The organism is Pseudorhodoferax sp. Leaf274 (assembly GCF_001422445.1).
In the GTDB taxonomy this organism is placed as follows: Bacteria; Pseudomonadota; Gammaproteobacteria; order Burkholderiales; family Burkholderiaceae_C; genus Pseudorhodoferax.
The window spans coordinates 1034773-1059193 of the sequence record NZ_LMNA01000001.1; the positions used below are offsets into that span (position 1 = coordinate 1034773).

The 24421-nt window shown below is 72.0% G+C and carries 3 protein-coding genes; all 3 read right to left on the minus strand.

Translation table 11 applies throughout. The features are described from left to right. Positions 1-62 precede the first annotated feature (62 nt). Genes ASF44_RS04785 through ASF44_RS04795 form a run of 3 tightly spaced genes read right to left on the minus strand, consistent with a single transcriptional unit; the run spans position 63 to position 24416 of the window. Positions 63-21488, minus strand: coding sequence for a CARDB domain-containing protein (locus ASF44_RS04785; RefSeq protein WP_056897965.1), 21426 nt, complete (start codon positions 21486-21488; stop codon positions 63-65). Positions 21489-21535: 47 nt separating this feature from the next. Next, positions 21536-22405 carry an efflux RND transporter periplasmic adaptor subunit gene (locus tag ASF44_RS04790; protein ID WP_056897966.1) on the minus strand — a complete coding sequence of 290 codons (870 nt, stop codon included), beginning with the start codon at positions 22403-22405 and terminating at the stop codon, positions 21536-21538. Between the two features lie 13 nt (positions 22406-22418). After that, positions 22419-24416: a hypothetical protein gene (locus ASF44_RS04795; RefSeq protein ID WP_056897967.1), complete on the minus strand. Its 1998-nt coding sequence runs from the start codon at positions 24414-24416 to the stop codon at positions 22419-22421. Between the last annotated feature and the right edge of the window lie 5 nt (positions 24417-24421).

The following is a 24421-nucleotide window of genomic DNA, read 5'->3' on the forward strand; positions in this document are numbered from 1 at the left end:
GCCAGGCCGCCGGCCGGCAGCAGCAGGCCGCCGGGGCGGTTGCCGCCCGGCGGCGTGCCCCATCAGGCCCTTGCGCCTTGCGACACGGCCGACGGCACCACCTTCAGCGCGACGGTCGGCAGCGCCGCGTCGCGGCTGGCGGCGGCGCTGCGGGTGGCGCTGTCGCTGGAGGCCGTGGCCAGCCCGATGCTGCCGCCGTTGGCCAGCGCGAAGTTCGCCAGGCTGCCGGAGAGGTTCAGCACCGGCACATCGGACTGCACCGGCGTGGCCGGGATCGCCGGGATGGTGGCGGTGGAGCCCGACACCGCCAGCCGGCGCTGCTGGACCATGGCGGAGTCCATCGCGTTCAGGGCACCGTCGCCGTTGACATCGCCCACCACCAGGAAGTCGATGTCGTTGGCCCAGGGCAGGTGGTTGTCCAGCCGCACGATGAGCCGCTGCACGCCCGTCACGTCGGCGGCCTCGTACTTGCCGTTGCCGTCCATGTCGCCGGCGTAGCCGACGAAGACCAGGCCGGCATCGGCCGACTCGGGCCGGGCCGCGCCGTTGACCACCAGCTGGTCGACCACCAGCAGGCCCGCGCTGCCCAGCGTGGCCGTGGCGCTGACCGTGCCGACCACGCCCAGCAGCTGCAGGCTGCCGGCGGGCAGCGCGGATGCGGTGGTGATGGTGATGCGCACGCCACCCTCGGCCGCCTGCACCGTCAGCGTGGCGCCGGCCGGCAGCTGGCTGCCGCGCCGCACCTCGGTGATGCGCAGCAGCGCCGGGTCGGCCTTGAGCAGGAAGCTCAGGCTGGTGACCGTGCCGTCCGTGGACAGCGTGATCGGCATGCCGCCGTTGGCCGTGGCCGGGACCGCCTGGCCCGGACCGCGCGCGAAGTCCGGCAGGCGCAGCCGCACGGCCGGCAGGGTGCCGACCTGGAACTGGCCGCCCCAATCGCCGCCGGCCTGGCCATCCGCATCGCCGTCCAGGTGGCCGCGTTGCGTGCTGGTCAGCGCCTGCGCGCCGGACTTCAGCTGCAGCGTGTAGGCATCGGACTCCAGCGCCGCGCCGGTGCGCACCCAGGTCAGGCCCTTGCCGTCGGCATCGAACACCACCGAGCCGAACACCTGGCCTGCGCGCGCGCCCGTCACCGTGAAGTCCGGGTTGGCGCCGTACAGGTTGAACTGGCTGGCGTCGATGGTGTCGTTGAAGCGCAGCGAGAAGCCCCAGGCGAACTGTTGCACCGCGCTCACGCGCAGCGTGCCCATCTGCACGGCGACGCTGAAGCTGCGCTCGGCCGTGCCGCCCTGGCCATCGCTGACCTGCACACGCACCGTCTGCGGGCCGGGCAGCGCCACGGCGGTCCAGCGCAGCTGGCCGGTGGCCTCGTCGAGCGTGGTGCCCTCGGGCGCCTGCAGCAGGGTGTAGCGCAGCGTGTCGCCGTCCACGTCCCGGGCCTGCAGCTGCAGCACCAGGGCCTGGCCTTCGCTGAGCTGCTGGTCGGGCAGGGTGTCGAGCGTCGGCAGGTCGTTCACGGCACGCACCGTGATCTGCACGGTGGCGCTGCTGCTGCGCCCGCCCGGGCCGGCGATGTTGTAGGCGAAGCTGTCGCTGCCGTGGAAGTCGGCATCGGGCGTGTAGACCAACTGGCCTTCGACCAGGGCCACCGTGCCGTGCGCCGGGCCGTCGCCGATGACGCTCAGCACCAGCCCCGCGGCGTCGGCGACCTGGTCGTTGGCCAGCACGTTGACCGTCACCGAGCCGTCCTCGTCCAGCGTGGCTTCGTCGTCGGTCGCCTGGAAGGCGCCGGCGTCCACGCTGCGCAGGCCCAGCGCGATGCCGGCCTGGTCCAGCCCGCTCGTGACGGCCAGCGGCAGGCTGTTGCCGGCCACCTGGCCGCTGGGCGCCACCGCCCGCAGCGTGACGCTGCCCGGGCCCATGCCGTGGAAGGCGAAGCGCCCGTCCGCACCCGTCACCATGGACTGTTCGCCCTGGTCGAGGCTGCCGTTGTCGTTGGCGTCCAGGTAGACCTGGATGCCGGCCTGCACGGCCTCGCCCGCATCCTGCTGGCCGTCCTTGTCGGCATCGGTGTAGACCACGCCCGCCACCTGGCCGAGCCGGAAGTTGCCGAAGTCCTGGCCGCCCACGGAGGCGCCCGGCGTCACCGTCAAGGTGCGTGCGCTGTAGGCCGACAGCGGGCTGTCCGTCGGCGTCTCGGCCTGGCCGCCGCCGCCCGTGCTGCCGCCGCCGGCCGCCGCGTAGGCCTGCAGGCCGCGCAGCAGCTTGGGGATGTCCAGCTTGTTGTAGGACGCGCTGGTGTTGACCACGTTGTCGCTCTCGTCGTCGCCGTCCACCGCGCGGTAGGTGTTCTTGGCCAGCAGGTCGGCGAACTCGCCGGTGGTCAGGTAGCGGCCCATCAGCTGCTTGGCCGCCTGCTGCACGAGCGCCGCCGCGCCGCTCATGAAGGCCGCCGCCTGGCTGGTGCCCTGCATGGTCGACAGGCCGCCGTTCAGGCCGGCCGAGGTGAAGCGGGCGCCCGGCGCCATCACGTCGATCTGGTCGGGGTCGCGCTGCGTGAAGCTGGCAATCCGCCCGTAGGCCGTGGTGTAGTCGGTCGCGCCGCTGGAGAAGCGCCACGGTCCGCCGAAGTTGCCGGCCCACATGGCGCCGACCGACAGCACGGCCGGGTCGGAGCCGGGGTAGGCCACGCCCATTGCGCCACCGGTCTGGTAGTAGTTGTTGCCGGCCGCGGCGATGGTCACCAGGCCGCGGGCGGCCAGGCGCTCGAACAGGTCGCCCATGCCGTAGCGGCTGATGGCCTCGCCCCAGTTGCCGCCGTCGCCCAGCGACATGTTGACCACGCCGATGTTGTAGGCCTCGGCGTTGGCATCGACCCACTCCAGCGCGGCCTTGAGCTTGCTGAAGTAGCCCTGGCTGTTCGCATCGAACACCTTGAGCACGACCAGGTCGGACCCGGTGGCGATGCCGCTGTACTGCGCGTCCTGCCCGGCGATCACGCCGGCCACGTTGGTGCCGTGGCCGATCATGTCGTTGGCATCCGCATCGCCGTCGCCGAAGTCGTACTGGTACACGATGCGGTCGGCCACGCCGTCGCCATCGCTGTCCGGGCCGAAGAAGCTCGAATCGGTGTCGATGCCGGTGTCGATCACCACCACGCGCACGCCCTGGCCGGTCAGCGAGGCCAGCATGGGGTCGGTCAGCGTGTCCATCTTGGAGAAGTGCGAGGCGGCCTGGCCCTGCGTGTACTTCTCCAGCACGAAGGTGCCGCAGCCGCAGTCGTAGTTCATGCCGGTGCCGTTGAGGTAGGCCTGCAGCAGGTCTTCCTCCACGTCGGCCACCATGCCGGGCAGGGTCAGCAGCGCGTCCAGCGCCTGCTCGTGCCCGCCGCCGGCCTCCACCGTGCCGGGCGCGGTCTGGATCCAGCCGGTGCGCGCCTGCTCCACCACGCGGAAGCTGCCGGGCAGGAGGCCCGTGAACACATAGCGGCCCTCGGCGTCGGTCAGCGTGGAGCGCTCGCCGGCGTCCAGCGCGTCGTTGCCGTTGTCGTCCAGGAACACGGTCCAGCCGGCCACGCCGAGCTCGCCCGCGTCGCGCTGGCCGTTGCCGTTGGTGTCCTCGTACTTCACGCCGCTGATGCTGCCGGAGCGCACCGCGGCGATGTCGCGCGTGAAGGCCTCGCCCGACTTGGGCGAATACACCGTCGAGGCCAGCAGCGGCAGGTAGCCGTCGCCGGCGAACAGCACCACGCGCAGCGTGGCCGGCGCCAGGTCCTGGAAGCTGTAGCCGCCCTGCGCGTCGGTGGTGGTGGTGGCCTCGCCCGCGTCGGCCACGCCGTTGTTGTTGGCGTCCAGCAGCACCAGGCGGCCGGCCAGCGCGGCCTCCTCGATGTCGCGCAGGCCGTTGGCGTTGGCGTCGTCGAACACCGTGCCCGACAGGCTGGCCAGCGCGAAGGCGCCGAAGTTCTGCGTGACCTCCGGCGCGTCGGCGCCCACCGTCACCTGCACCAGCGTGCCCGGCGTCATGGTCCAGCCGCTCGGCGCGACCACCATGATGCGGTGCGTGCCGATGGACAGGCCAGACAGCGTGTAGCGCCCGGTGACCTCGTCGGTCACGGCCGAGACCTCGCCGGCGTCGAGCCGTCCGTTGCTGTTGTCGTCGGCGAACACGGTCCATCCGCCCTGGGCCAGTTCGTCGGACTCGCGCGTGCCGGTGCCGTCGATGTCGTCGTAGACCACGCCGCTGATGGATCCGGTGCTGGCCTGCAGGCCCGAGAACTGCAGCGCCACGCTGCCCTCGCCGGCATTGCCGACCTCGTCGCGCACCTGCGGCATGGCCACGCTGAAGCGGTAGCTGCCGGCGTCGGCCGTGCGCGCGGCCAGGCCGCCCAGCACGTACTGCGTAGCGCTCACGCGGGTCAGCGTCGCGCCCTGCAGCAGGTTGGCGCCGCCGTCGCGGGTCAGGCTCAGCGCGGCCAGCGTGAGGCTGGCCGCGTCGATCGCCTCGCTGAAGTTCAGCGTGAGCGTGTCGACGTTGCCGTCGGCGTCGCGGTGCAGCACCGGCTCGGCCAGTGTCGGCTTGACCACGTCGACGAACACGGTCACCACGGCATCGGCCAGGTTGCCGGCCGCGTCCACGGTGCGCACGCGCAGCTCGTGGATGCCGGCGGCGTCGAGCTGGACGGCGATGCGGAAGGACTGGCCGTCCACGGTGGCGTAGCCGATCTCGTTGCCGGTGGTGCGGTCGGTCACGCGCACCGACAGGCCCGCCTCGCCCAGCGACCCAGTCAGCGTGAAGTTCAGCTGGTTGCTGCGCATGTCGCTGCCGGAGACGCCGTTGTCCGGCGCGATCTGGAGGTTGGTGGCGGCCGCCGGGTCGTGGAAGTCCATGAACCAGCTCTGGCTGGCCTGGCCCGTGCCGGCGTTGCCGGCCTCGTCGGCCAGGCCCGCGCCATCGACGCTGAACTGGTAGCTGCCCTCCAGCCCGCTGACCCAGTTGAAGCCGCTCACGCGGTAGGTGTTGCCCGACAGGTACTCGACCTTGGTCTGCGCGTCGATGAGGTTGCCGCTCTTGATGCCGTTCACGGTGCGCGTGAGCACGATGTCGCGGTAGTCGAAGGTGGCCAGGTCCACGCGCTCGGACAGCTCCACGTCGAGCCCCAGCACCACCGTCTTGCGCACGGTGTCGATGAGGTCCACCACGTCGAGCACGCGCGGCGCCACCGTGTCCATGCGCCAGCCGACCGACTGGCTGCCCAGGCCGGCCGCGCCGCCGGACGACAGCAGCCCGGTGGACAGCAGCGTCAGCGTGTAGTTGCCATCGGGCACCGTGGCGGACGCCAGCCCGCCCAGGCGGTACTGGTTGCCGGCCAGCGCGGTCAGCGTGAGCGTGGCACCGGCCAGGCTCTGCACCACGCCGTCGCGCTCCAGGCGCAGGTCGCCGGCGCTGAAGCTGGCGGCGTCCAGCGCGGTGTTGAACGTGATGTCCACCACATCCAGCGCGGTGTGGCGCGCGGCCGGGCCGGCCGCCATGCTCAGCACATAGGGGCCGATGTCGCCCATGCCCCAGGTCTCGGTCAGCACGCCCTGGCCGGCGTTGCCGGCGTAGTCGGCGATGCCGGTGGCGTTGACCGTCAGCCGGTACAGCCCGCTGCCGGCGGTGAAGTTGGCCAGGCCGGAGATGCGGTACAGGTGGTCGGCCGCGGCACCGATCTGCGCCACCGTGATGCCGCTGGCACCGGCCAGGAGGTTGCTGCCGTCGCCGCCTTCCAGCGCCAGCGCCAGGTCGGCCACCGAGAAGCTGGCCAGGTCCAGCGCCTCGCTGAAGCGCACGTCCACCGTGTCGACCGGCGCGGTGGCCGGGTCGGGCGAGACCGCCAGGATCTCCACCAGGCGCGGCGCCACCGCGTCGTCGATCTTGAAGAAGGCGGTGTAGCTGCCGGTGGAGTTCTCGTCGATGAAGTGCAGCACGTTCTCGCGCACGGCGCCGGTCAGCGCGTCGGGGAAGCTGCGGTCGGTGCGCCAGACCTCGCGGCCCAGGCTCAGCACCTTGCCGTCCGAGCGCACGATGCGGTCCAGCGCGTAGCCCACGCCGGGGTCGGCGATCTTGAAGTAGCCCCAGCCCGATGCGGCATCCGCCTTGAGCGCCACCGACAGGGCGCCCGGCGCGGCCGTGCGGTTCGCGCTGGTGTTGGCCAGCGTCCTGACCACGTGCTGCGAGCCGTCGTTCATGTACAGCCGGTCGGGCGTGTGCGCGCTGTCGGGGTCGTCGTTGGCCAGGAAGTCGGGCGCATCGCCCGCATTGGCCTTGACCGAGCGGATCAGCTCGTGGATGTTGACCGACTCGATCAGCGACAGCCGCGTGTCGCCCATGCCGTCCAGGTGCTCGAAGGTGGCGGTGTAGTCGATGAACTTGCCCTGCAGCGTGGAGGTCAGGTTCCACTGCGCCACCTGCGTCTGGCCGGCGGCGATGTTGCCCAGGTTGGCGGTCAGCGTGGGCGCCACGGCCTGGTCGCCCACCTGCGTGCCGACGATCTTGAAGTCGATCAGCAGGCCCTTCTCGTTCTCGATGATCTTGGGCTGGGCCGAGGTGATCGTGAAGTTGCGCGCATCGCCCTTGCCGTCGTTGTAGGCCAGCAGGCCCAGCGCGAATTCCTCGCTGGGTTCCACCTCCTCGGTGAACGGGTCGTCGCTGAACACGTCGCGCTGCTGGAAGTAATGCAGGTTCAGCCGCGCCTCGGGGTAGACCGTGATCTGCGCGGCCATCAGCGGCACCGTGATCTTCTGGCCGCCCTCCACATAGCTCAGCGTGCCGCCGATGGTGTAGCGCGTGGGCAGGTCGCGCGCCGCGTCCACCGTGGGGATGAACATGTACTGCGCGCTGCCGGTGGCGCCGCCGGCCAGCACGCCGCTGCCGTCCAGCGCGGTCAGGCCGGTCAGCGTCGGGCCGCGCGTGGCGAACAGGCCGTTGACGGCGTTGCCGGCTTCGTCGCGGATGTCCAGCACCAGCTGCACGCCGGTCAGCGGCACGCCCGTGTTGCCGTTGACGATCTGCAGCGTGCCCTGGAAGGCGGTGCGCGTGAGCACGGCCTCCTGCTCGATGCTGATGCGCACTTGCGCGCAGATGCCGGCTTCCTCGGCGTTGAGGATGCCGTCGCCATCGGCGGCCAGCGCCGCGAGTTTCTCGGCCCGCGCTTCGTTGTGCGCCTCCACCGCCGCGATCGCCTCGGGCGCCACGGCGCCGGAGGCCACGGCGGCCATCAGGCCCTCGTCGGCGCGCTGCTGCTCGACGGCGGAGACCGGCTCGCCGCGGCAGTTCACGTACTGGATGTTGTAGGACCAGCCGGTGCCACTGGCGTAGCCGCCGCCCGGGTACCACCAGCCCCAGCCGCCGCCGCCGCCGGACGGCCCGCCCGTCACCGTGCCGCTGCCGCCGCCCAGCGGCCCCAGGATCTGGCACAGGCAGGCCAGCAGGTCGCTGGCCGCGCCCGCGGCGCCGGCCGCCGCGCCGGCCGGGCCGGCCGTGATGCCGCCCACGATGGCGCCGCAGGCGGCGTTGATGATGAAGGAGATGCAGTCGTTCTCGACGATGCCCGTGCAGTTGAGCAGCAGGTCCAGCGCATCGCAGCCCAGGTCCAGCAGGTTGAAGTCGCCGCCGATGTAGTCGAGCAACTGGCCGCGGGCGGCTTCGTTGAAGTCCATCGCGCACAGCACGGGCTTGATGTCGGTCTTCTCGCTGTACCAGCGGCCATCGGCGCCGCAGCGCAGCTTGTAGGCGGTGTCGATGCCCAGGCACTTGACGATCGCAGAGCCCCAGCCTTCGGTCTCGACGGGGTTGCCCGAGAGCGAGGCCGCGGCCACCATCTGCGGCGTCACGCCGTCCTTCAGCCGGATCGTGATCGGCACCTCCACCGTGCTCTTGGCCGGCAGGATGTCGATCACGTTGGTCAGCGCCACGATCTCGAACAGGTCGTCGTTGGGCACGTTGATGCGCACGTCCTCGGCCTGGATCAGGCCGTGGTTGGTGACCTTGATCGTGATGGTCGAGGTCACGCCGGGCAGGATCACCGGCATCTTGAGCGCGTCCACCGTGATGACGGGCACCGGCACCTCGGTCTCGAAGGTCGATTCCAGCTTGATCTGGTAGCGGTCCTGGATGTCCACCGGCACCACGTTCCACGAGTAGCTGACCAGCTGGCGGTCCAGGAAGATGGTCTCTTCGCTGGTGGTGCCGGCCGTGATGGTCTTGGTGGCGCGGTAGCTGCTGTGCTTGTCGGCGTTGACCGTGAGGATGTAGTTGCCCTCGGGAATGCCGGAGAGCAGCACGCTGCCGCTGGCGTCCGTGGTGGCCGTGGCGACCACGTCGAAGGTGTAGGGGTCGGTCAGCGTCACCGTGGCGCCCGCGAGCTTGGGCGCGCCCTCGGCGTAGTAGGTCAGCTGGTCTTCCACCGAGACGCGCATCTCGCCCTTGGCCTCGCTCGTGGCGCGGAACTGGAAGGGCATGGCCAGCCCGCCCAGCCGCGCGTTCAGCGCGATGTTGCCGTCGTAGCGGATCAGCTCGGCGTTGTCCGCCGTGGGCGTGAGCGCCACCGTCACGGTGGCCTTGCCGCCGGCCGCGATGTTGTCGATCACCGAGGCGCTGACGAGCTTGAGCCACGGGAAATCCGGCAGCTGCACCGTGACGGGGCCGGTGTCGGCCGCGCCCTGGTTGGTGACCTCGAACGAGACCAGCGTCTGGCGGCCCAGCAGCATGCCCTGGGCCAGGTAGCCCGGCGTGGCCACCAGCTTGGGCGTCTGCGGGATGCAGGCCAGGTCCAGCACCAGGCGCTCGGTCGCGCCCTCGGCCGTGGTCAGCACCAGCATGCCCTTGCTGGCCACCAGCTGGTCGGTGATGCCGTGGCCCGTGAGGCGCCAGTTGACCGTGACCGAACCGTCGCCGGCCAGGCCGGAGGCCAGGTTCACCACCTCGAACTGGAAGTTGCTCGCCAGGCCTTCGACGGAGGCCGTGAGGCCGGTGAGCGGCACGTTGCCCATGTTCTCGAGCACGAAGCTGCCGGCCAAAGGCGTCTCGTTGGTGCCCATGGCGCGGATGTAGGGCACGCTGGCCTCGATGCCCAGCAGCTTGAAGCTGTCCTGCACCGTGAAGTCCTTGTCGCCCGCGAAGCCCGCGCCGATCTCGAACACGCCGGCCTCGCCCGGCAGCGGCACGAAGTCCACGCTGAACTTGCCGCTGGCGTCGGTGGTGGCGTCCAGCAGCCGCTCTACCGTGCCGACCCGCACCATCACCTTGACGGCGGTGTTGGCCGCGGCCTGGCCGGTGCGCGCGTCGGTGGCGGTGCCGGTCATGGGCACCACGGTCTGCCCGGCCTCGCCGCTCACGGCCAGCTGCGTGACGGCGGTCTGCACGGTGGCCGTGACGGGCGCGCGCACGTTCAGCGGCAGCGAGGACACGCCCACGTTGTTGCGCTCCGATCCCTCGTTCACCGTGCTCAGCGCGTCGGTGACCACGATCACGCGGTACACGCCGGTCTCCTCGGGCAGCAGGATGGAGGCGGTCTGGGTGTACGACTGGCCCTGCGGCACCGGGTTGGTGTGGATCACGGCGGCCACCAGGCGGTCGGCCGCGCTCAGAACGTCGTCGCGCGACAGGAACACGCGGTCGCGGAAGCCGCCGTTGGCCGTGACCAGGCCCTGGTTGGTGACGGTCCAGCTCAGGTCGATGCGGGTCTGCGCGTAGCCGCTGGCGGGCTGGCCGATCTCGCTGACGACGAGGTCGGGCAGGTCGCCTTCGGTCACGTTGAGGCCGGCGGCACCGCTGCTGTAGCCGCTCGCGCTGGCGCGGATGGTGACGGCCTGCGTGCCGTCCACCACGTTGTCGGCCTGCGGCGCGACGCTGAAGGTGGCGGAATTTTGGCCGGCCAGGATGGTCACGGTGGCGGGCACGCGGGCCTCGGTGGTGTCGCTGCTCGTCAGCGTGACCACCAGGTCGCCCGTGGTGCCGGTGTTGCGCCGCACCGTGCCGGTGAGCGCGCCGCCCAGCTCGCCGACGCTGTCGGCCGACAGCGTGACGGACAGCGTCGGCCCGTCGTCGTCGGTCACCAGCATCACGGCCGACGTGTTGTTCTGTCGAATCTCCGAGCCGGAGGGGTTCAGCATCTTGGCGAACACGGTGGCGCTGCGGATGCCGTCGCCCGAGAGGGTGTTGTCCACCGGGCTGGCGTTGAAGTGCACCGTGGTCTCGCCGGCCGGGATCACCACGCGCGTGGGCACGGTCAGCGCGTCGAGGTTGTCGCTGAACACGTTCAGCACCAGGTCGTAGGTGCCCGGGCGGTCGCGCCGCAGCGTGACGCCCACGGCGTTGGCGCCTGCGCCTTCGGCCACCTGGTTGCTGCTGAAGCTCATCGTGAGCTCGGGCAGTTCGTCGTCGGCGATGGCCACGTTGACCGAGTGGGCGGTGTAGCCGTCCGCCGCGGCATTCACGCGCACCTCGCGCGTGCCCCAGACCTCCTGGTCGTCCAGCAGCTGGGCCGAGAAGCTCACGCTGGTCGCGCCAGCCGGGATGGTCACGATGCCGGGCACGCGCAGCGCCGCCGTGTTGGCGCTGTTCAGGCGCACCTGCAGCGCGCCGGCGCTGGCGTCGGTGTTGCGGCTCACGGTCATCGTGAGCGTGCCCTGGTTCTCCTGCACCGCCAGCACCGCGCTCAGCGTGAGCGCGGCGGTGTTGCTGTCGGTCACGCTCAGCGCGCGGCTGTCGCCCAGCACGCCGTTGGCGCTGGCGGCGATGTTGACGGTCTGCGTGCCGTCGACGATGCCGTCGGCCGGCAGCGCGATGGTGAAGTTGACGAGTGCCTGGCCGGCCGGGATGGTCACGGTGGCCGGCACCGTGGCCTCGCTGGTGTCGCTGGAGACCAGCGCCACGGTCAGCGGGCCGCTCAGGTCGCCGTTGCGCTGCAGGCTGGCCGTCACGGTGCCGGCGGCTTCGGCCACGCTGGCGACCAGGTTCAGCTGCAGCGCCGCGGACACCTGGCTCGCGTTGGCGGCGATGGCGGCGTTGTCCAGCTCGTCGCGTTCGGCCACGCGGTTGGCGCTGTCGGTGCGCACCACGAAGCGCCAGGCGCCAGGCGCCAGCGTGGTCGGCAGCTGCACCTCGGCCGAGCGCGCCACCTGGCCGTTGGCCGCCAGGCCGCCCGTGAAGTTGGCCGTGCCGACCAGGATGTCGCCGCCGATGGCGTTGTCGGACGACAGGTAGATCTGCGCCGACCAGTCGCCCGTGGCGGGCTCTGCGAGCGTGTTGCGTTCGGTCCAGGTGACGGTGGCGGCCTGGCCGGGGCGCATGCTGGCCGGGCCGGCCACGTTGCCCACCGCCAGGTTGGGCAGCGGCGCCTCGGCCACCGAGAAGGCGGCGGACATGCTCACGTTGTTGTTCTCGCCAGCCAGCTCGCGCAGCGCGTTGCCGGCATCGCTCTGCACGATGATGCGCCAGCTGCCCGCGGCCAGGCTGGCCGGCAGCTGGGCCTGCACGCTGCGCTGCAGCACGCCGTTGGCGTCGATGGCGCTGCCCACGGTGGCCGTGGCCAGCAGGATGTCGTTGCCGTCCAGCAGATCGTCGGACGACAGGAACACGCGCTCCAGCCAGTCCGGCGGCGCCGCGGCGCTGCCGTCGTTGCGGGCGGTCCAGGCGATGGTGCTGGCGCGGCCGGCGGCGGCGCCTGCGGCGACCGTGATGTCGGTGGCGCGCACGTCGGGGTGGGTCACCGCCGTGGCGGCGGCGGCCTGGCCGGTGTTGGCGCTTTCGGCATCGGCGGCGCCGCTCTCGTAGACCTGGTTGGCCGCGTCGGTGACCACCAGCACGCGCCAGTTGCCGTCGGCCACGTCGGGCATCCAGAACTGGGCGTTGGCCTGCGTGGTGGCGTTGCCGGCCAGCGGGCTCTGGTGCGTGAAGCTGGTCAGGTAGATCGCGCCCGACAGGCTGCCGTTGGACGACAGGTAGAGGTGGTCGGTCCAGGGCGCGGCGGCCGCGCCGGCACCCGCGTTGCGGATCTCCCAGCTGACGGTCTGCTGCTGGCCGGGGCGGGCCGTGGCCGGGCCGGCCACGTTCTGCACGCGCAGGTCGACCGACGGCGCCTCGCTCAGCACGATGGCGGCGGTGGACACGGCGCTGTTGTTGCCGTTGAAGCGGCTCTCGGCCACCCAGTTGTAGATGTCGGACTCCACCACCAGCTTGAAGCTGCCGCTCACGCCGTTGGGCAGCGTGACCTGCTGCTGGTCGACCCGGCTGGCGCCGGCGGCCAGGGCGCCGCCGCTGCGCGCGAAGTCGCCGAGCAGGATGGCGCCCGAGCCCTCGCCGATGGCGCCGGTGGGCGACAGCCAGAGCCGGTCGTACCACCAGGTGTTGCCGGTGGCGGCGTCGCCCTGGTTGGTGGTGCGCCAGGTCACGGTGACGCTCTGGCCACCGTTGCCGCTGGCCGGCAGGGCCAGCTCGCCGACGGTGAGGTCGGCGTGGTAGGGCGTCAGCAGCGCGGCGCGCAGCGCGCTCACGTTGTCGTTCTCGGCGTCGGGCTCGGCCACGGTGTTGAACACGTCGGTCACCAGCGCGAAGCGGTAGTTGCCGTCGTAGCCGGCGGGCACGGTGGCCGACCATTCGACGGTGTAGCTGGCGCCCACGGCCAGCGCGCCGTTGCGTGCCACGGTGGCCACGGTCACGTCGTCGGCGTTGCCGATGGTGGCATCGGCCGACAGCACGATGCGGTCGTGCCAGGCCGTGCCCGGCGTGGCCGCGTTGCCGCTGTTGCGCACCGTCCAGGCGAAGGCGGCGGCATCGCCGCTGCGCTGCGTGGCGGGGGCCGTGAAGGCCGTCACCACGAGGTTGGCGGCCTGGCTCAGCACGGCGGCCTTGGTGACCTGGGCCTGGTTGTTGGCCTCGTTGGTCTCGGCCAGCGACGAGGCGCCGCTGGCGTTCTGGTCGGCCACCACGGTGAAGCGGATGTTGCCCACCGAGGCCTGGCCGTCCGGCAGCCGCAGCTGGAAGGTGCGCGTGGCCGAGCCGCCCACGGCGAGCGCCGTCGTCGGCGTGTAGAACACGTCCAGGTTCAGCAGCGTGGCGCCGGTGTCCACGTTGGTCGCGACGATGTGGTCGAACCAGCCCGTGGGCGTGGGCGCGTTGCCCTGGTTGCGCACCGTCCACTGCAGGTCGACCAGGCCGCCGGAGACCGGCGTGGCGGTCAGCACCGTGAGGCCGTCGATGGAGAGGTCGGGTGCAGACGTGAAGGCCACGCTGGCCGCGTTGTTCGACTCGGCCGTGTCGGTGGCGTTGTACTCGGCCACGGCGCCGTCGGCGTCGGCGGTGATGGTGACCTCGAAGTTGCCGATGCCGTTGACGCCGGCCGGCCAGCTGAACACGTACTGCCGTGCCAGCGTGCCACCCGCGGCGATGGCCGCGCTGCCCGTGGGCACCGCCACCCGCTGGTCGAGCACCACCGCGCCGGTGCTCAGGTTGCGCACCACGACGCGGTCGACCCAGCCGTTGGCGGGTGCGGCGTCGCCGCGGTTCTCGTCGCGCCAGCTCACCGTGACCTGGTCGCCCGCCTTCAGGCCCGCGGCCGGCGTGATGCCCAGCTGCGTGACGCCCAGGTCGGGGTAGACCAGCAGCGTGGAGTTGACGGTGGCCTGCAGCGTGTTGTCCGACTCGCCGGCCGCGCCCTTCTCGCGCACGGCGTTGGCGGTGTCGGTGACGACGGTGACGGTCAGCGCGCCCGCGCCGGCCGCGCCCGGCGGCAGCAGCACCTGCGTGCTGCGCGCCTTGGCCTGGCCGATGCCGATCGCGCCCAGCACGGCCGGGTCGTAGGCCAGCAGCGCGTTGACCACGGTCTGGCCCTGCGCGTTGGTGACGATCACCCGCTCCTGGAACGCGGTGTCGAGCGCGCGGTCGCCGGTGTTGATGGTCTGCCAGGCGATGTTGAGCGTGCCGCCGGAATGCACGCTGCCGTCGGCGCCGCTGAGCTGCAGGTTCTGCACCTGCAGGTTGGGCGCGGGCTGCAGGCCGATGCTGAGCGCCACCGGTGCCTGCGGCAGCACGGGCACGACGTTGAAGCTGTAGCTGGCGCTCTGCGTGTTGCCCGGGTAGCCCTCGATGGCCAACGTGTAGCGGCCGGTGTAGGCCAGCTGCGTCACGTCCACGTCCTGCAGGTCGGTGCCGCCCCACACGCGCTGGCCGTACGGGTCGTACAGGCGCCAGTACATGGTCTGGTTGGTGGTGCGCGAGACCATGTCGAAGAAGAAGCTGTCGCCGGCCTGCGCGTTGAAGGCGTAGAAGTCGACCTCGGTGCCCGGTGTGAGCGTGCCGCTCTGCGCCGTGCCCGGCGTGACCAGCGCCGCAGCGCCCACGTCCACGAGCCGGAAGCTGTAGGCGCCCGCCGCGGCGACGCGGCCGTCGACCTGCAGCGTGTAGCTGCCGGCGGCCAGCGTGAAGGGGTCGTACCAGTTGGTGTAGTCGCGGATGTCGCGGTCGCTGAACACGGCCACGCCGTCGGCGTCCAGGATGCGCCAGACGATGTCCGAGCGCTCGGTGAACGAGTCGAACCACAGGCGCTTGGCGGCGTCGAGCGTGAAGGTGTAGTTGCCAGTGTCGCCGGGCTGCGCGAAGCTGGCGCTGACGGTGCTCCCGAGCGTGAGGGCCGATGTGGCGTCGGCGTCGCGGTACAGCGTGAAGCCGTAGCTGGACTGGCCGGCGGTGTCGTAGTAGCCCTCCAGCGTCAGGATGTAGCTGCCGTCGCGCGGCACCGTGAGGCCGTCGCCCTGGTTGTTGAAGTAGCCCTGCTGCACCGTGGCCAGCGTCTGCGCGTCCAGCAGCCGCCAGTAGGCATTGCCGGTGTTGGTGGTCGTGGTGGCGTTGAGGAAGTAGCGCGCACCGGCCTCGCCGTCGAAGCGGAAGAAGGCCGCGGTGTTGGCCGGCGCCAGCGTGCCCGACACGGCGGTGCCGGGCGTGAGCGTCTGCGCCACGGTGTCGATGTCGATGAGCTTGAACGCGAAGGGCGTGAGCGCCCAGTCGTAGGGCGTGCGCACCGAGAAGGCGTAGTCGCCGGCCGGCAGGTCGTAGTAGCTGCGCTGGTTGGGGCCGTCGGTGTCGTGGGCCCAGCGCTCGGCCACCGTGCCGGCCGCGCTGCTCAGGTTCCAGAGCTTGTAGTAGGCGTTGTTGGTCGAGGGGGTGAGCGTGTCGATGTAGATGCGGCGCGGCTGCGCCAGCGTGAAGGTGTAGACCGCCGGTGTGTCCACGGCCGTGCTGGTGCCGTTGACGGTGGCCACGCCGGCCGTGAACGTGAGGGCCGTGCCCGTGGGCAGCGCCGGCGGCGCCACGGTGCCGGCCAGGTGCACCTGGAAGGTCTGCGTGGTGGTGCCTCGCTGGTCGACCTGGCCCTCGATGGCCAGCACGTAGGTGCCGGTGCGTGCGAGCGTGAGCGTGGGCGAGTCGCTGTAGAAATAACTCTCGTGGATCTGGTTGCCGAACGGGTCGTACAGGCGCCAGTAGGGCCAGTTGTTGCCGGCCCAGGCCAGCTCGTCGAGCACGATCTGCTGGCCGGCCACGCCGGAGAAGCTGAACAGGCGCGTGGCGTTGGCGGGTTCGGCGGTGTAGGCGGTGCTCTGGTCGTAGCCGATGGCCTGGGCATTGGCCAGGTTGAGCAGGCGGAACGCGAAGTCGCCCGTGTTCTGGCCGTCGGCGTCGACCACCAGCGTGTAGCTGCGGCCGGCGCGCAGCAGCATCAGGCTGTTGCTGGAATGCGCGGCATCGGCATCGCGCAGGCGGCGGTTCTGCAGCGCCTCGCCATTGACCTTGGCCACCACGCCGCCGCCTTCGTCCAGCAGCGACCAGGTGAAGTTGCCATCGGTGGTCAGCGTGTCGAACAGCACCCGCGTGTCCTGCGCCACGCTGAGCTGGTAGAGCACGCGCTGGCCGGGCTGGGTGATGCTGCCCTCGACCACGGTGGCGGACAGCCCCGCGTTGACGCTTTGCACGCGGCCGCCCAGGCCGCTGCTGCCGCTGCCGGCCAGCACGTTGCCGCTGCCGCCCGTGATGGGCAGCAGCAGCACCAGGCCGGCCTCGTTGCCGGCCAGTGCGGTGGTGCTTTGTGTGGCGCCGATCTGGGCCGCCGTGCGCGCGGTGTTCCACACGCGCAGGTCGGCCACGGCACCGTACAGCGGCGTGCGGTCGGTGAGTTCGGTCGCGCCGACGAACAGCTTGGCATTGGGCTGGCTGCTGGCCGCGCCGTCCTGGTAGTACTGCAGCTGGGCCGAGCCCACCTGGGCGCCGTCGACATAGACCGCCACCGCGCCGGTGCTGCGGTTCACGCTGGCGCTCAGCCGGTGCCAGGCGTTCAGCGAGACGGCGCCGGCGGCCGAGCCGACGTTCCAGAACTGGTCGTAGGGGTAGTCGGGGTTGTTGCTGCCGAGCTGGTGGCTGTCCAGGTAGATCTGCCCCTGCGCGCCGACCCACAGGCCGAAGGTCTGGTGGTTGAAGTCGCTGCCGCGCGAGACGATGGGCATCCAGCCGCCGCTGTAGCTGTCCAGCCGGACCATGGCCTCGATGGTGAAGTTGCCGGTCAGGTCCAGCGCCGCGCTGGCCGGCACCTCCAGCTCGCGGCCCTCGCCCAGGCGCACCGCGCTGCCCGCGCCTTCGGGGCCGGCCACCCATTGCGGGGCGCGGATCTGGCTGGTGCCCAGCACCAGGTTGGTGGTCTGGTCCTCCACCGTGCGCACGGTGAAGCGCACGTCGCGCTCGCTGGCGGCGCTGCCCGCGGCGGTGTAGTCCTCCAGGATCAGCGTGTAGGTGCCGGTGCGGCCCACCGCGAAGGTGTCCACGTCGTTGGCCCAGCCCACGCCGAACACCTGGGCGCCGGTGGGGTCCAGCAGGCGCCAGGCGGGCTGGGCGCCGGTGTAGGACAGCATGTCCAGGAACAGGCGCTGGCCGGCGCTGGCGCTGAAGGTGAACAGGCGCGCCATGGCGCCCGGCTCCAGCCGCGTCTGCACCTCGGCGTCGAGCGCCACGGGCTGCTGCGCGGCCGCCGCGTCGACGAGGCGGAACGCGTATTCGCCCACCGCGGCACCCGCCCCGTCGATGGTGAAGGTGTAGGTGCCGGCGGGCAGCTGCAGCAGGTTGTAGCTGTTGGTGCTGTCGGCGCCGTACAGGCTGGTGCCGATGTCCACGGTCGGGCCGGCCAGGCGCCAGTTCAGGTCGTGGCGGTGCGTGAAGTTGTCCAGGTAGATGGCGCGCGCGCTGTCCAGCGTGAAGGTGTAGGTGCGCACCTGGCCGGGCGTGTCGATGCGGCCGACCACCAGGCCGGGCAGCTCGTCGGCCAGGCGCACCAGCCGGCCGCTGGCGCCGGCGGCGCCGGTGGCGTCCACCACCGTGGCGCCGCTGGCTTCGTTGAAGCGGTACAGCGCGGCCAGGCCGGCCTCGTTGCCCTGCAGGTTGCTGGCCATGCCCGCCGCGATCTGGGCGTTGCTGCGCGCCACGTTCCAGATGCGCAGCTCGTCCACGCTGACGCTGTAGCCCTCGTGGGCGGCATGGCCCTCGGCATTGCGGCCCAGGCGCAGCGCGTCGTCCAGCTGCAGCGATGCCTGCGGCGAGAGGTAGCCGCTGGCCACCTCGGTGCCGTTGAGCAGCAGGCGCATCTGGCTGTTGGCGCGGTCCAGCACCAGCGCCACGTGCTGCCACTGGCCGTTGGCCTCGTTGGGCACCAGGCCGGCCGCGCTCGTGATGCTGCGGCTGTCGTTGTTGAGGTCGGTGGCCTCGGCGTAGATCTGGCCGTCGGCGTTGATCCACACGCCGTACTGGCGCGAGGAGGCTTCGTCGGTCTTGACGAAGAGTTCGGTCCAGGTGCCGGTGCTCGGCCGGTCGATGCGGAACCAGGCTTCCACGGTCATCTGGCCGGCGAGGTTGGTGGCCGCGCCGTCGATCTCCACGTACTGCGTGCCGCTGATGGCCACGGCGCCGCCGCCGTTGCGGCCGGCGGTGCGCTGGGCCTGGCCGTCCAGCGACTGGCCGAGCACGATGGGTTGCGGCGCCGCGGGCGTGACCTTGCGCAGCGAGAAGCTGTAGCTGGACCAGCGGTCGCGCTCGTAGGCGTAGCCGTCGACCACCAGCGTGTAGGTGCCGGCCACCGCGAGCGTGGTGTTCTCGCGGTCGGCCAGCCCGGCCTGCGTGAACACGGCGCGGCCGTAGGGGTCGATCAGGCGCCATTGCGCCGCACTGGCACCGCCTTCGGCCAGCGCGTCGAAGAACACCACCTCGCCGGCCTGCGCGTCGAAGCGGTAGAGCTGGGCCTCGTCGCCGGGACGCAGCTCGCCCTGCACCGTGGTGTCGTAGGCGATGGCGGTGGCCTGGGCGGCGTCCAGCAGCCGGAACGCGAAGCTGCCGGTGTGCTGGCCCTGGCCGCGCACCGTGATGCGGTATTCGCCCGCGGGCAGGTCGAGCAGGTTGTTGGCGTTGTCCACCCAGGCCAGGTCGGTGCTGGCGAGGTTGGTGTTGGGCCCGCTCAGCGTGACGTTGAACTGGCCGGGGGAGACCAGCGCGTCCATGAACACGCGCCGCGCCTGCGGCAGGCTCAGCGTGTAGGTGATGCTCTGGCCGGGCACCGCGATGTCGCCGACCACCGCGCCGGCAATGCCGGCGTAGACGCTGGAGACGGTGGCGTTGCGGCCTTCGCCCGAGGCATCGGCCAGCACCGTGGCGCCCGAGGTGTTCAAGGGCAGCCACAGCACCAGGCTGGTGTCGCTGGCGCTCGGCGCGGTGGTCTGGAAGGCGGTGACGTTGGCCGCCGTCAGCGCCCGGTTCCAGACGCGCACCTCGCTGATGCTGCCCTCGAAACCGGAGACGGCGTTGGACCAGTTCTCCTGCGCGTTGCCGATGGTCAGCGGCGTGGCGTAGGTGCGGTTGGTCACGGTGGCCGGCGGCAGCGCGCTGGCCGATTCGACGGCCTGCACGCCGTCGATGTAGATGCGCAGCTTGCCGCTGGTGCGGTCGACCACGCCGACCACGTCGTACCAGCGGTCGGCCTGGATGCTGGCGTCGGCCGTGCGCACGGTGTATTCGCCCCAGTCGGTGCCGATGGACAGGTGCAGGTAGCCGGCGCTGTTGAGCCACATCGAGTAGTTGCGCTGGGCGCCGTCCTGCACCTGGTTGCCCTTGTAGAGCAGCGATTGCCAGGTCTGGTCGAGGTTGTCGGCCTTGAAGCGCAGCTGGAAGCTCACGTCACCCGGGATGCTCAGGGCCGGGTCGGCCGCCACGGTGGCCACCTGGTTGCCGTCGAAGTGCAGCGCGGGGTTGGCGCCGTCCGTGCCCCATTGCACGCCGGGCAGCTGGGCCACGCCGATGTCGTAGGCCACGGTGCGGTCGACCGGCCGCTCCAGCACGAAGCTGTAGGGCTGGGGCGTGGCGATGCTGTTGTGGCCCTCGACCAGCAGCGTGTAGCGGCCGGCGTAGGGCAGCGCCACCTCGAGGTTGTCGGTGCCCGGGTTGGCGGTGCCGCCCGCCACCGGCCGGCCCCAGGGGTCGAGCAGGCGGCGTTCCAGGTTGGTGAAGCCGTTGGAGCGGCCGTCCAGGAAGATGCGCTCGCCCGCGGCCGCGTCGAAGCTGTAGACGGCCACGCCGCTGCCGGGGTTGAGCTCGCCCTGCACCACGCTGCCCGACGGCAGCGGCGAGGCCGCAGCGGCCAGGTCGAGCAGCCGGAAGCGGTAGGCGGCCACGGCCGAGCTGCTGGAGCTGATGGTCAGCGCATAGTCGCCAGCGGCGAGGTTCCAGGCCTGCGCGCCGTCGTCGCCGTAGCTGTTGTAGTAGCCGCCGAAGCGCGTGCCGGATGCGGTCTCCGTGCCGCGCGGGCCCTGCAGTGCGACGTACATGTCGTAGGGCATGCCGGCCGTGAGCGGGTCGAAATACACCGTGGTGGCCGTGGCCAGCGTGAAGCGCCAGACCTGGCTGCCGCCGGCCGCGGCGATGGAGCCGCTGGTGGGCGCGGTGCCCAGCGCCACGTTGGTGCCGGCCGGCAGGCTGACCGGCGTGTTGCCCAGGCCCACCACGGTGAAGGCGTAGTCGGTGGCGGGCGTGCGGTCGTTGTCGCCGCGCACCACCAGCGTGTAGTCGCCGGACAGGGCCAGCGCGATGTTGTCGACGTCGTACCAGCTGGAGGCCTGCGTCACGCGCCGGCCGTACGGGTCGTACAGGGTCCAGCCCAGCACGCCGGTGTTGCTGACGCCGCCCACGGTGGCGGTGCCGGTGTCCAGCCGGATGCTGTCGCCGGCCGTGGCCGCGATGCGGTAGACATGGGCGGCGCCGCCGGGGTTGAGCTGGCCGGCGGTGGACTGGCCACGCACCACCGCCGTGGGGCTGCTGGCGTCGAGCAGGCGCAGCGCGTAGGCGCCCACGGCGGCGCCGGAGCCGTCGATGCGCAGCGTGTAGCTGCCCGCGGGCAGGTCGAGCACGCCCCAGGGCGAGGCATAGCTGTCGACGTTGCCCAGGCCCTGGTTGGCCAGGGTGCTGCCGCCCGTGGCCTCGGTAACCACGCCGGCCGGGCCGGTCAGCGTCATGGACAGGTTGTTGCTGACGCTGCGCGAGTCGATCAGGATGCGGCGCGACCCGTCGACCGTGAAGCGCACCACCGCGCTGTCGCCGGGCTCGGCGATGTTGCCGCTGACGGTGGCGCCGGCGGCGGGCAGGGTGCCCAGGTCGGTCACGGGCGCGGCCAGTTCACGCAGTTCGAACGCGTAGGCGGCGTTCAGCGGCGTGCTGCTGTTGCCGTCCAGGATCAGCGTGTAGCGGCCGGTGTAGGGCAGCAGCGGCAGCTCGGTGTCGCCGGCCCAGGTGCCGATGCGGTTGCCGAAGGGGTCGTGCAGGCGCAGGTTGCTGCCGCTGGGCAGCGTGACGGTGTCCAGCCACAGCGCGTCGCCGGCCTGGGCGTCGAACTGGTAGGCGACCTGCTGCGCGCCGTCGGCGAAGGTGCCGTTGACGGGCTGGCCCAGCGTCAGGCTGTTGGCGCGCGAGAGGTCGAGCAGGCGAAAGCCGTAGGCGCCCGTGGTCTGGCCCGCGCCGTCGATCTGCAGCCGGTAGTCGCCGGCCGCCAGCGTGAGCGGCGCGTAGGCCGCGGCGTTGCTCTGGCTGTCCAGGCCCTGGGCGTTGACCACCGTGCCGCTGGGGCCGGTCAGCGTCCAGCGCATGTTGCCGTTGTCGGTCTGGCTGTCGAACGAGACCGTGGTGGCGTTGTCCAGCGTGAAGGTGTAGACGTCCACCTCGCCCGGGCTGTCGAGCCGGGCGCTGACGGCGGCCACGGCGAGCGGGTCGGCGTCCATCAGCACGCGCTGCTCCAGCGTCTCCACCAGCAGCTTGCGCTTGAACGGTGCGGCCGCGCGGCCCTTGCGTCGCGGCAGCAGACGGGCGAGCCGCGACAGAGGGCCGGCGGTGGGCGTAGGAAGTTCGACGGCGGTGCGGATCGGGTCGCGGTGCATGGTGTCTCTCCTGGTGCGCGGTTTCGCGGTGTGTCGGGTGCGGGCGTTCAGCCCTTGCTGGGGTCGAAGCGGCGCTGCTCGCGCCGGGCCGGTGAGGCGGGAACGTCGGGCAGGTCCACCCGGCAGGCGATGCCGGCGGGAATCTCGGCCTGGGCGTTGGGCAGCTCCAGGCGCACGCCGAAGGTGCCGGAGGCGGCGTCCAGCACCTTGTCGACCACGCGCACGGTGGCGGCGGCGTTCACCTTGACGGGCAGCTCGGCGCGCACCTGGCCCTGCTGGCCCACGCGCACGTGGGCGTAGGCCTCGGCCGGCAGCACCGCCTCCACGTACAGCGTGGAAATCTCGGCGATGCGCAGCAGCGGCTTGCGCTGCTCGCCGGGGTCGGCCAGCTCGCCCACGTGCACGTTGCGCTCGACCACCACGCCGGTCACCGGGCTGCGGATGGCGCGCAGGCGGATCTGCTCCTCGTTGCGGCGCACCTCGAGCTCGGCCAGGCGGCGGTTGTCGCGCGCGTCCAGCAGCTCGCTCTGCGCCAGCCGCATCTCGGTGCGCGATTCGTCGTGGTCCTGCTGCGAGACGTATTTCTGCGAGAGCAGTTCGTCGCGGCGCTGGAACTTCTGCGAGGCGAAGGCGAGGCGGCTCTCGCCGGTCTTGATGGCGCCTTCCATCGTGGCGCGGTGGCGCGCGATGTCGAGCGCGGCGCGCTCCAGGCCCGAATCCAGCGAGACCAGCACCTGACCGGCGCGCACGAGCTGGCCGCGCTCGGCGTCGACGCGGTCGACCACGCCGGTGCTGGGGCTGCGCAGCTCGACCACCTTGCGCGGCTCGATCAGGCAGTTGAACTCGGCGGCCAGCGCACAGGGGTGGACGGCCCAGGCGGCGGCCAGCAGGCCCATCAGGTGCAGGTTCTTGGTCATGGCGGATGTGTCCTCATTCGGGGCGGCCGGCAAAGGCCAGCAGCCGGTCGTTGTCGCGCTCGTGTCCCAGGGTCTGGCGCCGCACGTCGGCGTGGTGCGCTTCGGCCCGCTGCTGGGCCCAGCGGCGCAGCGCGCGCGCGGCCCAGCCGGGCAGGCGGCCTTGCGCGTCGGGCCGGCAGCGCGCGCGCACCCAGGCCTGCAGCGCCGCGGCATGGGTGGCGAACAGTTCGTCGTCCAGCGCCACCAGGCTCTCGAAGCTGCCGGGGTCGCCCTGGCGGCCGGAGCGGCCGTAGAGCTGGCGGTCGATGCGCGTGGAGTCGTGGAACTCGGTCAGCACCACGTGCAGGCCGCCGGCGCTGCGCACGGCCGCATCGAGGTGGATGTCGGTGCCGCGGCCGGCCATGTTGGTGGCCACCGTGATGCGGCCCGGCGCGCCGGCGCCGGTGACGATGGCGGCCTCCTCGGCGTCCTGCTTGGCGTTGAGCACCTGGTGCGCCGCGCCGGCGGCGGCCAGCAGCGCGCCGATGCGCTCGGACGCCGCCACCGAGCGCGTGCCCACCAGCACGGCGCGGCCGGTGGCCGCCTGCGCCAGCGCCGACTGCACCACCGCCGCGTCGCGCTGCGCGCCCTGCGCGAACAGCCGGGTGCCCAGGTCGCGCCGCAGGATGGGCCGGTGCGTGCCGATGCGCAGCACGTCCAGGCCCAGCACGGACTTGAGCTCGCCCGCGGTCTCGGTCACGGTGCCGCTCATGCCGCCCACGCGCAGGTAGCGGCGGAACAGGCGCTGGTAGGTGATGCGCGCCGTGGTGTGGCGGCGCGCCGTGATGTCCAGCGCCTCCTTGCGCTCGACCATCTGGTGCAGGCCGCTTTCCCAGCTGCGGTCGGCCATCACGCGGCCGGTGTACTCGTCGACGATCTGCACCTTGCCGTCGGCCACGATGTAGTGGCGGTCGCGCGTGTAGCAGTGCAGGGCCGACAGCGCCTGCTCGATCACGCGCGTGCGCTCGACCTCGGCGTGGGGCAGCGCGGCGTCCTGCAGCGCCAGCACCCAGGCGCGGCCGGCCTCGGTCAGCACCACGTGGCGTTCGCGCTCGCGCAGCAGGTAGTGCGGGCCGGATTCCAGCCGCGCGGCCTGGGCCAGCGCGGCGTCGTACTCGGGGATGCCGGCGCCGCCGGGCCGCGTGGCCGAGATGATCAGCGGCGTGCGGGCCTCGTCGATGAACACGCTGTCGGCCTCGTCGACGATGGCGAACCACAGGCCGCGCATCACGGCGCGCTGCGCGGCCCGGCCGGCCACCAGCGTGGCCACGGCCGCGCGCGCGCCCAGCGTGCCGCGCAGCACCTCGATGCGGTCGCGCAGGTAGTCGAAGGTCAGGTCCTTGTTGACGCAGTAGGTCACGTCGGACAGGTAGGCTTCGCGCCGCTCGGGCGGCTCCTGGTCGGGCAGCACCTTGCCGACCGACAGGCCGAAGAAGGCGTAGACCGGCGTCATCTCGTCGGCATCGCGCGCGGCCAGGTACTCGTTGACGGTGACCACGTGCACGGGCACGCCGGCCAGCGCCATGGTCACGGCCGGCAGCAGCGCGGTGAGGGTCTTGCCCTCGCCCGTGGCCATCTCGGCGATCACGCCGTCGAGGATGGCGCGCCCGCCCATCAGCTGCACCGCAAAGTGGCGCTTGCCCAGCTGGCGGCCGCTGACCTCGCGCACCAGGGCGAAGGCGGCCACCACATGGTCCTCGGCCAGTCCGTCGGCCAGCAGCGCGGCACGCAGCGCCTGCGCGCGGGCCTGCAGCTGCGCCAGCGACTCGGCCTGCAGCAGCGCGTCGGTGGCCAGCACGCGCCGCGCGAAGGCGCGCACGCGCTGGCGCCGCAGCGGGCTCACCGCGGCCAGCAGCTTGCCGGCGGCGTGCAGCAGGGCCCGGTCGATGCCGTTCTGGCGGGCTTCCGCGCGCTCGACCCAGGGCGAGGGGGCGAGGGCTGCGGCGGCGGGGGCCAGGGCGGCGCGGAGCATGGCGG